14 protein-coding genes are annotated in these 12,772 nt (G+C 67.7%); 9 read left to right on the forward strand and 5 right to left on the reverse strand.

The genetic code is table 11. From position 1 onward, the window contains the following. The gene (locus tag ALI144C_RS47945) at positions 1-1,059 is read left to right on the forward strand and encodes a threonine aldolase family protein (protein ID WP_076993973.1); all 1,059 of its coding nucleotides are present in this window, start codon (positions 1-3) and stop codon (positions 1,057-1,059) included. Between the two features lie 5 nt (positions 1,060-1,064). Here the strand turns inward: ALI144C_RS47945 and ALI144C_RS47950 are convergent, their stop codons facing one another. Then, positions 1,065-1,676 (reverse strand): PadR family transcriptional regulator, encoded by a 612-nt coding sequence (locus ALI144C_RS47950; protein ID WP_237774665.1) that lies wholly within the window; start codon positions 1,674-1,676, stop codon positions 1,065-1,067. 101 nt (positions 1,677-1,777) lie between these two features. Then, positions 1,778-2,983: a sensor histidine kinase gene (locus ALI144C_RS47955; protein WP_076993974.1), complete on the reverse strand. Its 1,206-nt coding sequence runs from the start codon at positions 2,981-2,983 to the stop codon at positions 1,778-1,780. An 81-nt stretch (positions 2,984-3,064) separates the two neighbouring features. Here ALI144C_RS47955 and ALI144C_RS47960 point away from each other — a divergent pair, with 81 nt between their 5' ends. Continuing rightward, positions 3,065-3,919 (forward strand): RNA-guided endonuclease InsQ/TnpB family protein, encoded by an 855-nt coding sequence (locus ALI144C_RS47960; protein ID WP_076993975.1) that lies wholly within the window; start codon positions 3,065-3,067, stop codon positions 3,917-3,919. A 27-nt stretch (positions 3,920-3,946) separates the two neighbouring features. Here ALI144C_RS47960 and ALI144C_RS47965 read toward each other — a convergent pair whose 3' ends face one another. After that, positions 3,947-4,597 carry a response regulator transcription factor gene (locus tag ALI144C_RS47965; protein ID WP_076993976.1) on the reverse strand — a complete coding sequence of 217 codons (651 nt, stop codon included), beginning with the start codon at positions 4,595-4,597 and terminating at the stop codon, positions 3,947-3,949. A 118-nt stretch (positions 4,598-4,715) separates the two neighbouring features. On the opposite strand from ALI144C_RS47965, the gene ALI144C_RS47970 reads away from it, so the two are divergent. The 5 genes from ALI144C_RS47970 to ALI144C_RS47990 all read left to right on the forward strand — a co-directional run bounded on the left by ALI144C_RS47970 (position 4,716) and on the right by ALI144C_RS47990 (position 9,638). Beyond that, positions 4,716-5,228 carry a hypothetical protein gene (locus ALI144C_RS47970; protein WP_076993977.1) on the forward strand — a complete coding sequence of 171 codons (513 nt, stop codon included), beginning with the start codon at positions 4,716-4,718 and terminating at the stop codon, positions 5,226-5,228. Continuing rightward, positions 5,225-6,283 (forward strand): peptidoglycan-binding domain-containing protein, encoded by a 1,059-nt coding sequence (locus tag ALI144C_RS47975; RefSeq protein WP_076993978.1) that lies wholly within the window; start codon positions 5,225-5,227, stop codon positions 6,281-6,283. The genes ALI144C_RS47970 and ALI144C_RS47975 overlap by 4 nt, the downstream gene beginning before the upstream one ends. Further along, complete coding sequence (locus ALI144C_RS47980; RefSeq protein WP_076993979.1) at positions 6,280-6,954, forward strand: ABC transporter ATP-binding protein; 675 nt, start codon at positions 6,280-6,282, stop codon at positions 6,952-6,954. The genes ALI144C_RS47975 and ALI144C_RS47980 overlap by 4 nt, the downstream gene beginning before the upstream one ends. After that, positions 6,947-8,143 (forward strand): ABC transporter permease, encoded by a 1,197-nt coding sequence (locus ALI144C_RS47985; protein ID WP_076993980.1) that lies wholly within the window; start codon positions 6,947-6,949, stop codon positions 8,141-8,143. The genes ALI144C_RS47980 and ALI144C_RS47985 overlap by 8 nt, the downstream gene beginning before the upstream one ends. Before the next feature lie 109 nt (positions 8,144-8,252). Next, entirely contained in the window at positions 8,253-9,638 is a 1,386-nt protein-coding gene (locus ALI144C_RS47990) for a S28 family serine protease (protein ID WP_076993981.1), read from the forward strand. A 38-nt stretch (positions 9,639-9,676) separates the two neighbouring features. Here ALI144C_RS47990 and ALI144C_RS47995 read toward each other — a convergent pair whose 3' ends face one another. Further along, positions 9,677-9,934 (reverse strand): amphi-Trp domain-containing protein, encoded by a 258-nt coding sequence (locus ALI144C_RS47995; RefSeq protein ID WP_076993982.1) that lies wholly within the window; start codon positions 9,932-9,934, stop codon positions 9,677-9,679. An 87-nt stretch (positions 9,935-10,021) separates the two neighbouring features. Continuing rightward, a complete protein-coding gene (locus ALI144C_RS48000; protein ID WP_076993983.1) occupies positions 10,022-11,095 on the reverse strand; it encodes a substrate-binding domain-containing protein in 1,074 nt (357 codons plus the stop codon). 80 nt (positions 11,096-11,175) lie between these two features. On the opposite strand from ALI144C_RS48000, the gene ALI144C_RS48005 reads away from it, so the two are divergent. Together ALI144C_RS48005 and ALI144C_RS48010 are read left to right on the forward strand one after the other, a co-directional pair. Beyond that, positions 11,176-11,598 carry a MarR family winged helix-turn-helix transcriptional regulator gene (locus ALI144C_RS48005; protein ID WP_076993984.1) on the forward strand — a complete coding sequence of 141 codons (423 nt, stop codon included), beginning with the start codon at positions 11,176-11,178 and terminating at the stop codon, positions 11,596-11,598. Between the two features lie 361 nt (positions 11,599-11,959). Next, positions 11,960-12,622 (forward strand): type IV toxin-antitoxin system AbiEi family antitoxin domain-containing protein, encoded by a 663-nt coding sequence (locus tag ALI144C_RS48010; protein ID WP_237774739.1) that lies wholly within the window; start codon positions 11,960-11,962, stop codon positions 12,620-12,622. Positions 12,623-12,772 lie beyond the last annotated feature (150 nt).

Consider the following 12,772-nt stretch of genomic DNA (forward strand, 5'->3'; position numbering starts at 1 on the left):
ATGGCCCTCGACGGCGACCTCCGTTCCGTGTCCCTCGCCACCACCGGCAAGCACCGCCCGGCGCACGTCCTCGACCTGCTGCGATCTCGGGTCGACGACCAGGAGTCGAGAGCCGCCGCGGTGCCGAGACTCGAACGCCGGATCGCCGATCTGCTCGGCAAACCCGCCGCCGCGTTCTTCCCGACCGGCACGATGGCCCAGCAGGTCGCCATGCGCATCCACGCCGACCGCCGCACCACCCGCACGATCGCGTTCCACCCCCAGTGCCACCTGGAAGTGCATGAGCACAAGGGGTACGAAATCGTGCACGGTCTGTCCGGCCTTCCGGTCGGCGACTACCACTCGTTGATCACGCTGGCGGACCTCGACGCCGTCAGGCAGCCGGTCGCGGCGCTGGTGCTGGAGTTGCCGCAGCGGAAGATCGGTGGTCTGCTGCCCGCGTGGGACGAGTTGGTCGGGCAGATCGACTGGACCCGCGAGCACGGCGTCGCGTCCCATATGGACGGTGCGCGGCTGTGGGAGGCGCAGCCGTTCTACGGCAGGGCGCACGCGGAGATCGCCGCGCTGTTCGACAGCGTCTACGTGTCACTCTACAAAGGACTGATGGGGATCTCCGGCGCGTTGCTGGCCGGCGACTCCGAGTTCGTCGAGCACGCCAGGATCTGGCGCGACCGGCTCGGCGGCAGCACCCTCGGCGCGTGGCCGTTGGCCATCGCCGGTGAGCGCGGCCTGGACGAGCTACTGCCGAGGATGCCGGAGTTCCTGGTCAGGGCGCGGACCCTGGCCGGGATGCTCGGAGGCATCCCCGGTGTGCAGGTGGTGCCGGAGCCACCGCAGACGCCGCTGTTCCACGTCCACCTCGCGGCCCGGCCTGATCGGGTGCTCGAGCACGCCAAGCTGCTCGCCGAAAAGGCCGGGTTGCGGGTGTTCGGACAGGTGCGGCGCTCGGCCAACCCGATGACCTGCAGTTTCGAGATCACCGTTACCGAGCAGTTCGACGACGTCACCGACGCGGAAGTCCGTGATTTCGTCGGCGAGGTGATGCTCGCGGCCGGCTAGAGCGGTCATTCCGTGGAGCCCAGGATCGCGTAGATCGCGCGCCTGGTCTCGTTCAACGTCTCGATCGCGCGGGTCTTCTGCGTCTCGGTCCCGGCCTGGGAGACCTGGACGGCGGCCGACATGAGCTGGTGCAGTGCGGTCCTCAGTTCGACCTCCTGCGGGTCGACCTCGTCGGCGACCTGCTCCCACGGCGGGGTGTCCACCTGCTCGGCCTCGGTCCGGCCTTCGTCGGTCAGTGAGAACTGGCGCTTGCTGCCCGCGCCCTCTTCCACGCTGAGCAGGCCCTGGTCGGTGAGCAACTGCAAGGTCGGGTAGACCGAGCCGGGGCTCGGTCGCCAGTAGCCGCCGCTGCGGGTGTTGATCTCCTGGATGATCTCGTAGCCGTGCATCGGGCGCTCGGCCAGCAGCGCGAGGACTGCCGCCCGTACGTCGCCGCGGCCACGCCTATGGCCGCGGCCGCGACCCCTGCCGCCGAAGCCGCGCCCGCGGCCCCAGTCGCCCTCGAAGCCGAACCCGGGCGGGAACGGGCCTCGGCGGGGTCGGCCGGGGTGGCCGGGGTGGCCGCCCTCGCGGCGTCCGTGGCGGTGAAGCATCTCGAAGTCGTAGTCGTTACGCATGATTCTCTCCTTGGTGAGTCACTCGGGATCTATCCCGATGCGTCAACGATATATCGGAACGCATCGCGATGCAACGCTCTACTCATGCCAAGGTGCGACTGTCAGCCCTGACCAGGCAGTTTGAGGGTCACATCGAGGCCACCGCCCGGTCGTGGCGCTGCGGCGACGTCCCCCTGATGCGTCCGGCTGATCGCCCGCGCGATCGACAACCCCAGACCGAACCCGCGCTCGCCCGCAGTCCGTTCACGCTCCAGACGGCGGAACGGCTGGAACAGCACGTCGATCTCGTACGACTGCACCACCGGCCCGGAGTTGCTGACTGTGACCGTGCTCCAGCCGTCCGCTGACCCGGTTCTCACCGACAGCCAGCCGTCGGCGTGGTTGTGCCGGATGGCGTTCTCGACCAGGTTCTGGATCAGCCGTTCGAGCAGCACGGCGTCCCCCACCACGGGCGCCGGTGGTGACGCGGCCCGCCGGATGCCGACGCCCGCGTCCCGTGCCGCGGGCGCGAGCTGCTCGACGACGTGCCCGGCGATGTCCGCCAGGTCCACCGGGCTGCGTTCGGTCAGCTCGTTCTCGCTGTCGGCCAGCGTCAGCAGGCCGTCGATCAGGCGCTCGTGCCGTGCGTTGATCTCCAGCAGGGACTCGCCCAGCTGGACGGCGTCCGCGGACGTCCCCGGCCGGGTCACGGTGATCTCGATCAGCGCGCGTTTCACCGCCAGCGGTGTCCGCATCTCGTGCGAGGCGTTCGCGATGAACCGCTGCTGCCCGTCGAACGAGCGGTCCAGGCGTTCCAGCATCGTGTTGAACGTGTGCGCGAGCTCGGTGACCTCGTCACGCGGCCCGTTGTGCGTGATGCGTTCCCGCAAACCGTGTCCAGCGTGGGAAGTCGCGATGCGCTGGGCGGTCGCGGTGATCTCGTGCACGGGCTGCAGCGCACGGCGGGCGAGCAGCCAGCCGAGGGCGGCAGCGACCAGCCCGACGCCGACGAGCGTGATCGCGCCCTGCGTGATCAGGCTGTCCAGGATGTCCTGACGCTGTTGGTCCTGCGCCGCCCGCGCACTGGTGATCAAGTCGGTGAGCGAGACGTCCTGTCCGTCGGGCCCGATCGGCAGCTTGCCCATCCGGGCCAGCGCGACGCGCAACGAGTCCGAGTCGGGCAGCTGCGGCTGGGTGCGGTTGAGGATCTGCCAGACCAGCAGGTACACCAGCGCCAGCAGGATCACGCCCGCCGCGAAGAACAGCGAGCCGTACAGCGCGGTCAACCGGCCCCTGATGGTCCAGTACCGGGGCAACAGGCGGTTCATCGAGTGCCTCCGAGGAAACCCGGTCTTTCAGGGCCGGGAGGGATTGGACGTCGGGCGGTGCAGGACAGGGGTAGCCGAACGATGCTCACCGAGTGGAAGCGCACCGAGGAACTGGCGTATCTCAACGAGGTGTCGTCGGTTCCGCTGCAACAGTGCCTTCGGCATTTGCAGGCCGCGTTCACGAACTTCTTCGGCAAGCGGGCGCGATACCCGCGTTTCAAGTCGAAGAAGAAGTCCCGCAAGTCGGCCGAGTACACCACCTCCGGGTTTCGGTGGCGCGATGGCCGGGTGACGCTGGCGAAGATGACCGAACCGTTGGACATCCGGTGGTCCCGGCCGCTGCCGCAGGGGGCGGTGCCGTCCACGGTGACCGTGTCGCAGGACACGGCGGGACGCTGGTTTGTGTCCCTGCTGTGCGACGACCCGACCGTGGCCTCGTTGCCCGCGGCCAGTAGGGCGGTCGCCAGGGTGCACGCGCGCATCAGCGACCGGCGCCAGGACTTCCTGCACAAGCTCACTACTCGACTCGTCCGCGACAACCAAGTGGTCGTGATCGAGGACCTGACCGTGCGGAACATGCTCAAGAACCACAGCCTGTCCAGGGCGATCTCCGACGCGGCGTGGTCGCGGTTTCGCGGGATGCTGGAGTACAAAGCTGCCTGGTACGGGCGCCAAGTGATCGTGGTCGACCGCTGGTTTCCCTCCTCCAAGCCCTGCTCGGCCTGCGGCGCTCTGCGCAACCGGATGCCGCTGCACGTCCGTGTCTGGACCTGTGATGGCTGCGGTGTGACCCACGATCGCGACGTGAACGCCGCGAACAACCTTCTGGCCGCCGGACTGGCGGTGTCGGCCTGTGGAGCCGGTGTAAGACCTCAACGGAGACCTCCGGGCGGGCAGTCGGCGACGAAGCAGGAAACCCCACGGCGCGAGCCGTAGGACTCCCCTCCCGTCAGGAAGGGAAAGTCAACTGATCCGGTACCCCACTCCCGCGACCGTCTCCACGATCGGGGGATCACCGAGCTTGCGGCGCAGCTTCATCATGGTCACCCGCACGACGTTGGTGAACGGGTCGATGTTCTCGTCCCACACCTTCTCCAGCAGGTGCTCGGTGGACACCACCGCGCCGTCGGCGCGGACGAGCTCGGTCAGCAACGCGAACTCCTTGTTGGCCAACGTGATCGGCTGCCCGTCCCGGCTGACCTCACGCCTGCCCGGGTCGATGCTCAGCCCTGCGCGCCGCAGCACCGGCGGTGCCGCCGGTCGGGTTCGCCGCAGCAACGCGTGCACACGCGCGGACAGTTCGATGAACGCGAACGGCTTGGGGAGGTAGTCGTCGGCGCCGAGGCCGAGCCCGGCCACCCGGTCACGAACGCCGGACGCGGCCGTGAGCATGAGGATCCGGGTGTCGCCGCCCGCGACCGCGCGGCACACCTCGTCGCCGTGCACCCCAGGGATGTCACGGTCCAGCACGAGCACGTCGTAGTCGTTCACGGCGAGTCGTTCCAGTGCTTCGTCGCCGCGGTGCACGACGTCCACCGCGAACGCCTCGCGGCGCAGCCACTCGGCGACCGCGTCCGCCAGGATCGGTTCGTCCTCGACCACCAGAACTCGCATATGCCCATCATCGGTGAGACGGCCATAACGCGACCGTTAACTGTGCCCGTTCGAGTTACGTGGGGGTTATCCGCGCCCTGCTCTGCTGGTCCGCACTCGAACCGAAGGGAGAAGGACCATGCGAGCGATCATTACCGTGATCGCGCTGGGGGTGCTGCTCGGCGGGTGCGGCAGCGGCACCGGCAACCAGGGCGTCGCGTCGGCGGGCGGCAGCGGCTCCAGCGCGCCACAGACAAGCGCGCCCGCGTCCGGCGACGCCGACGAGCAGGCGCGGAAGTTCGCCAAGTGCATGCGGGACAACGGCGTCGACATGCCCGATCCGGAACCGGGCGGCGGCTTCGGCGACAAGCAGATCGACCGGACCAGTCCGGCGTTCCAGAAGGCCATGGACGCCTGCAAGTCGGCGCTGCCCGGCGGCGGTGACCTGTCCAAGATCGACCCGAAGCTCGTCGACGAACTGCGTGCGTTCACGAAGTGCATGCGGGACAACGGGATAGACATCCCCGACCCGGACCCGAACAGCCCGATGCTCGGCCTGGACAAGATCGCGGGTCTCGACAGGAACAGCCCGGCCTTCAAGAAGGCCATGGACGCCTGCAAGGACAAGGTTCCCGGGCGGTTCGGCCGATGAAACGCACGACACGGATGGCGGTCGGCCTCGGTGCGGCTGTCGTCGTGGTGGGCGCTGGGGGTGTGGCGGCGTTCGGGTTCGGCGGGACGGACCCGGCGCCGCCACCGGCCGGCGGGCAGCCGCCGAGTACCGCCAAGGTCACGTCGACCACGCTGACCAGCACCGAGAAGGTCGCCGGGACCTTGGGACACGGCACGCCGAACCCGCTGTTGCGAGCCGGTCAGGGCACTGTGACGTGGTTGCCCGCCGCGGGGGAGGTGATCACTCGTGGCAAGACCGTGTACTCGGTCGACGACCAGCCGGTCCCGGCCTTCTACGGCGGCATCCCGCTGTTCCGCACCCTGAAGCCCGGGGTGGACGGCAACGACGTCAAGCTGGTCGAGGAGAACCTGCAGGCATTGGGCTACAAGGGTTTCACTGTGGACAACGAGTTCACCTCAGCCACCGCCACCGCGGTCCGGCGCTGGCAGGAAGACCTCGGCAAACCCGAAACCGGCACGGTCGGGCCCACCGACGTCGCCGTGGTGCCCGGCGAGGTCCGGGTGGCCGAGTTGATGGCCAAGGTCGGCGGGGCCGCGAACGGACAGGTGATGACGTACACCCCGACCACCAGGACGGTCACCGTGAAGCTGGACGTGGCCAAGCAGCACCTCGTCAGCCAGGGCATCCCGGCGACCGTGACACTGCCCGACGGCAAGGCTGTCACGGGAACGGTCGCGTCGGTCGGCAGTGTCGCGACCGCGCAGCCCGCGCAGCAGGGCAGTTCCACAACCAGCACGATCGAAGTCGTCGTGACGTTCGCCGACCAGACCGCCGCGGGCAGGCTCGACTCGGCGCCGGTCGACGTGACCCTGGTGTCCGACAAGCGGGAGAACGTGCTCGCGGTGCCTGTCGGCGCACTTGTCGCGCTGGCCGAGGGCGGCTATGGCGTGCAGGTGCTCGATGGCTCAACCAGCAAGTACGTTGCCGTCGAGACCGGGATGTTCGCCGACGGCAAGGTGGAGGTCCGTGGCGCCGGGATCGCCGCGGGGACCGTGGTGGGAGTGCCGAAATGACGCCGGTGGTCGAGCTTCGCGGGGTCAGCAAGGTGTATTCGGGCGACGTCGCCGCGTTGCGGGACGTGGACGTGGCGATCGGCCGCGGCGAGCTGGTGGGGATCGTCGGGCCGTCCGGGTCGGGCAAGTCGACCATGCTGAACATGATCGGCACCCTCGACCGGCCGAGCGCCGGGACCGTGCACGTCGACGACCACGACGTGCACTCGTTGGCGGACAGGGAACTGTCCGCGTTGCGGGCACGTGTGCTCGGCTTCGTCTTCCAGCAGTTCCACCTCGCCGCCGGGGTGTCCGCTGTGGACAATGTGGCGGACGGTGTGCTCTACACCGGAACGCGTCTGCGTGACCGCAGGAGCAAGGCGCGAACGGCGTTGGCCAGGGTCGGCCTGGCGCACCGGCTGGATCACCAACCGCACGAGATGTCCGGTGGGGAACGGCAACGCGTCGCGATCGCCCGTGCGGTCGTCGGGGAGCCGGCGTTGCTGCTGGCCGACGAGCCGACCGGGAACCTCGACACGCGGTCCGGCGCGGACGTGATCGCGTTGCTGCGTGAGCTCAACGCCGGGGGCACGACGGTCGTGATCATCACGCACGACCGGGACATCGCGGCACGCCTGCCACGCCAGGTGGAGATGCGCGACGGCGTGGTCGTGGGGGACAGTCATGGCTGACCGGTTGCGGCCCGCGCGGCTGAGCGTGCGTGACGTGCTTCGAGTCGGGGGAGCGGGTCTGCGCGCCCGGCCGTTGCGGGTGCTGTTGTCCGCGCTGGGAATCGCGATCGGGATCGCCGCGATGATCTCGGTCGTCGGGATCTCCACGTCCAGCCGGGAGAACCTGGATCGGCAACTGGCCGCGCTCGGCACCAACCTGCTCACGGTCGGGCCGGGCCAGTCGCTGTTCGGTGACCAGAGCCACCTGCCGGACGAGGCGATCGGGATGATCGACCGGATCGAGCCGGTGCTGGCCACGTCGGCGACCGGGAAGGTGGCCGGTGCCAAGGTGTACCGCAACGACCGGATCCCGTCGGCCGAGTCCGGTGGCATCGCGGTCCTGGCCACGCGGCCGGACCTGCCGGACACCGTCGGGGCCACGCTCGTCAGCGGGGCGTTCCTCAACGACGCCAACGCGCGGTACCCGGCTGTCGTCCTCGGGCACAAGTCGGCTGAGCGACTGGGCGTCGGCACGGCCGAAGAGCGCGTTTACCTCGGCGGGCAATGGTTCACCGTCGTCGGCGTGCTGAACCCGGTGCCGCTGGCCCCGGAACTGGACACCGCCGCGTTGATCGGCTGGCCGGTCGCCGAGGGGACGATGAAGTTCGACGGCTACCCGACGACTGTCTACACGCGAACACGGGACGACGCGGTGGAAGCAGTGCAGGCAGTGCTCGCGGCGACCGCGAATCCCGAGAAACCCAACGAGGTGTCGGTGTCCCGGCCGTCCGACGCGCTGGCCGCCAAGAACGCGACCGACCAGACGCTGAACGGGCTGCTGCTCGGCCTCGGCGCGGTCGCGTTGCTGGTCGGTGGTGTGGGCGTGGCCAACACGATGGTTATTTCCGTACTGGAACGCCGTGCCGAGATCGGCTTGCGCCGGTCGCTCGGCGCCACGCGTGGTCAGGTGCGGATCCAGTTCCTCGCGGAATCGTTGCTGTTGTCGGCCTTGGGCGGCCTTGGTGGGGTGCTGCTCGGTGTGGTCGTCACTGTTTCGTATGCGGAATACCAGGATTGGCCGTCGGTCGTGCCCGTGTGGGCTTCCGGCGGTGGTGTCGCCGCGACGATGGTGATCGGCATGATCGCGGGTCTGTACCCGGCGATCAGGGCGAGCAGGTTGTCACCAACCGAGGCGCTGGCGGCCCCGTGACGGTGCCCGAACAGACGAATTTCGCAGGTGAAGACTTCAGTAGCTATCCGGGCCGGTGTTGCTCTTGCCAGAATGCGCTGATTCGCCGCCGGGAGTGAGGAGAAACGGCGTGTTACTGCGAAAAGCGCTGGTGGCCGGAGTGGCGGCCGCGTTGACGGCCGGCCTGGCCCCCGCCGCGCAGGCCGAAGAGGACATCGCGGCACGGCTCAAGCACGTTCCCGGACTGACGGTGGTGTCGGAGTCGACGGCACCGGCGGGCTACCGGTTCTTCATCTTGAGCTACTCGCAGCCCGTCGACCACCGGCGCCCGTCAGCCGGCCGGTTCGAGCAGCGTTTCCAGTTGCTGCACAAGGCGACCGACCGCCCGATGGTGCTGCACACCAGCGGCTACAACATGCGCACAACGGCGTTCCGGTCCGAGCCGACCCAGTTGGTCGACGGCAACCAGATCTCGGTGGAGCAGCGGTTCTTCACGCCGTCGCGGCCCGACCCGGCCGACTGGGACGACCTGAACATCTGGCAGGCGGCCACCGACCACCACCGGATCGTCGAGGCGCTCAAGCGGATCTACTCGAAGAAGTGGATCTCCACCGGCGCCAGCAAGGGCGGCATGACGTCGGTCTACCACCGGCGGTTCTACCCGCGTGACGTCGACGGTGTCGTCGCGTACGTCGCCCCGAACGACCAGATCAACAACGCGGACAAGGCGTACGACAAGTTCTTCACCACAGTCGGCAACGACCCGGCCTGTCGCCAGGCGCTCAACGACGTGCAGCACGAGGCGCTCAAACGGCGTCCCGATCTGCTGGCCAAGTACGAGGCGTGGGCCGCGGCGAACAACCGCACGTTCAACCAGGTCCTCGGCAGCGCGGACAAGGCGTTCGAGATGACGGTGCTGGACACCGCGTGGGCGTTCTGGCAGTACTCCACGCAGGCCGACTGCGCGAAGGTCCCCGCCAGGACCGCGTCGTCGGACGCGATCTACGACTGGATCAACGGAATCGCGGACTGGTCGTTCTACACCGACCAGGGCATCACACCGTTCACGCCGTACTACTACCAGGCAGCGACCCAATTGGGCTGGCCGTCGTTGAAGTTCGCGCACCTGCGTGACGTCGCGCATCACCCGGCGTCGTTCTACCAGGCCAACTCGAACCTGCCGCCGTCGTTGCGCGAGCGGCACGAGATATGGCCGATGATCGACGTCGACCTGTGGGTCCGGACCCAGTCGAGCCAGATGCTGTTCGTCTACGGTGGCAACGACCCGTGGGGCGCCGAGCCGTTCGTGCCGAGCCGCAGGGACTCGTACACCTACACGGCGCCCGGCGCCAACCACGGCGCGAACATCGCCGCGCTGGTGCCTGCCGAACGCGACTCGGCGACGGCGGCCCTGCGCCGCTGGGCGAACGTCTCAGCGCCGCAGGTGGTGTCGAAGACGTTCGAGGTGAACGACTTCGACCGCCCGGAAACCGCACGCGACCGGTTCCCGCGCTAGCGTGAATGGGCCGGGCGATCGCGCCCGGCCCATCTCACTCAGACGACCTTGTCGTCGCCGTCCTCGTCGTCATCCTCTTCGATCGTCCACTTGAGCTGGAACTCGATCTCTTCCTCGCCGTCGCCCCGCTCGTGTTCGATGGAGAACTCGGCACGCTTGGGCACTCGGATGCGCTCGCCCGCGATCTGGATGCGGAACGGGGTTTCCGACTCGAGCGCGTCGGCGAGCCTGCGCAGCTTCGCGACCACGTCAGCGGTTGCGTAGATCTTCTCGACGTCCCGTGTTGCGTCGGCCATGCGGACCTCCGGTCTCCGGGCCCCCAAAGTCAGGCGCCTGTGCGCCGTATTCAATCGTGCGGGTGACACCCGGTCGGCGGGAGGTCGCTACAACCTGGTGATCACGGTGAAGTCGTAGCCATCCGCGACGGCGAGATGCACGTGCTGTGCCGCCTGTTGGCCGTGGAACTCGATGGTGCCGCGCGGCCCGTGGTACGCGAAGCCGTCGATGGCCGCGTTCAGGTCCGGCACGCGCGCCGTCCCCGCACGCCGGGCAAGCGCCGCCAGCGTGTGCAGCCCTTCGTAACAGGACTCCGCCGCGTTGTTCAGTGCGGGCGCGTCCGCGCCGTGCAGGCTGACGTACCGGCTGAGCAGGTCCATCGCGTCGGCGTTGACCAGCGAACGGAAGTATGCGGCGGCCACGAACAGGTTGACCGTGGCCGCGAGCCCGCTCGCCAGGAGCATGTTCTCCTCCATCAGCGGGCTGAAGCGCAGCATCCGCTCGTGCAGGCCGCGGCGCGCGAACTGCCGGTTGAACTCGACCGCATCCTGGCCGACGAGCAGCATCAGCACCCCGTCGCAGCCGGAGACCTCGGCCTTGGTGACCAGGTCGGCCACGTCACCGCCGAGTTCGACGTACGCCTCCCCGGCGATCCGCAAGCCCAGCTCGTGCGCGAACGTCCGGACCGCCGCACCCGACTCGCGCGGCCAGACGTAGTCGTCACCGACGATGAACCAACTCCGCGCGCCCACGTTGTCACGTAGCCACGCCAACCCGGGAGCGATCTGCAGTTGAGGCGTCTCTCCACAGCAGAAGATCCCCGGGCGTCGCTCACCGCCTTCGTACAGCGAGGTGTAGGCGTAGGGAACACGATCGGCAACCACCGGCGCCAGCGCGTTGCGGACAGACGAGATATGCCAGCCGCTGACCGCGTCGACCCGCCCGGCCTGGATCAGCTCATGCAGCCGAGCGGCGACCACACTCGGCCGGGCACCGCCGTCGACGATCTCAAGCTCGACCTCCCGACCCAGCACGCCACCTTCGGCGTTGAGCTCACGGGTGGCCAGCTCGGCGATCGCCTCACAGGAGGGCCCGAACAAACCGGCTGGACCACGCAGGGGAATGACCATCGCGACCCGCCAGGTGTCACGATGGTCCTTGGCGGTTCCGGCGACTGCCATGAGAGCTCCGCGCTCGGATATGCTTTCAAGTGGAAGTCTTTCAACCGATACCGGTTCGCGCAAGGCGAAGGAAGCGACGGATGCCTGACCGCAGCACAGGCCCCACGGTGGCAGAGCCGCTCACCCAGTTGCTCACCCGTGTGGTCCACGCGGTAACGGCCCAGGTCGAGAGCGTGTTGAAGCCGGAAGGGCTGACGATCGACCAGTGGCTGGTGATCGAGGCGCTGGCCACCAGACGAGGCCTGACCATGGCGGCACTGGCCGACCACACCACGGCGACCGGGCCGACGCTGACGAGGGTGGTCGACCGCCTGGTGACAACGGCAACCGTCTACCGTGAAGTGGACCCCGACGACCGCCGCAAAGTACGGGTGTACCTGAGCCCACGCGGCCGGGCCACCCACAAGCGCATCGCCACGAAGGTCCGCGAGATCGAGCGAGCTGTGCTTGAGCGCAGCGGGGATCCGGCCGCTGTCTTGACCCTGCTCACCGACCTGCGCTGACCAGCAGAGACTGGCTGGTCAGGCAGATTCGCGGTAGACGCGTCGTGCGATCTGTTCGACCTGCTGGGCGCTGAGTGTCTGAGCATGTTCTCAGTCATGGCTCGCCAGTCCTCCCTTGCGTTTCTCGTGGTAGGCGTGCAGGTCGGCCTCACTGGTCTTCTTCCACGCGTTGATCCCGGAGGGCTGGTCGTTGATCTCATGGGCCAGTGGACAACCCTGGCTAAGAACTTTCAGCCGATCGGGTGACAGCGTTCCTTACATCTAAGAGGTAAGGAACGCTGTCATCGAGTGTAAGCTTTGCTGTGTGGAGATGGTTCCAGCGCTTCAACTACTCGGTGGCTACACCGCTGGGCAGTGGGGCATGGTGACCACTCGGCAGGCGCTGTCCCTCGGAGTCGATGACGTCACGCTTCATCGCCTCAAGACGGCAGGCCTATTGGAGACGGTACGGCACGGGGTGCACGCTGTGGTCTCGTCGGCCACATCCGATGCCCGCCTGGAACAGGCAGTCTGGCTGAGTCTGCGTCCCGGGGCGGCTGCCTGGGAACGCCCCAAACTCGATCCGGATGGCGGTGTGATCTCGCATCAGTCGGCTGCCCGACTCCATGGACTCGGCGACCTGCCGAACATCCGAATCGAAATAACAGTTCCTCGAAGACGGACGATGCGTGACCCAGGTGTATGGCTGCGAAAGGCCGCGCTGAGCGAGTCTGACGTAACAACGCTCGATGGTCTTCCAGTCACCACTCCGATGCGGACCATCTGTGATCTGCTTGACCGGCACGTAGATGCTAGTCACATAGCGACGATCATTCACCAGGCTGTGGACGCTGGGCAGGTTCGACTCGATGATCTGGCCGAACAGATCGGGTCGTATGCGCGACGTTACGGCGTAAAGCCGGGAAATGGGTCCGAACTCCTGGAACAGCTTCTCGCGCAAGGCGGGCTGTCCGTGCATGAACTCGCCACACGACACTCAGGTGTTACTGGGGCAGCTGAGCAATATGAGCTGGGCAGATCTTGAATACGCGCCTGTCACGTGGGGCCAACTCGCGAAGGGTGCACGCGATATCGCATAACGCATAATGCGTGCAGCGGCCCAGCCCGAACTCGACACCGAATCGAATGACGAGACATGAAGTCGAAAGTTCCGCTTAGCCCTCAAGCTTTCACC

Source organism: Actinosynnema sp. ALI-1.44 (genome assembly GCF_001984155.1).
GTDB lineage: Bacteria > Actinomycetota > Actinomycetes > Mycobacteriales > Pseudonocardiaceae > Kibdelosporangium.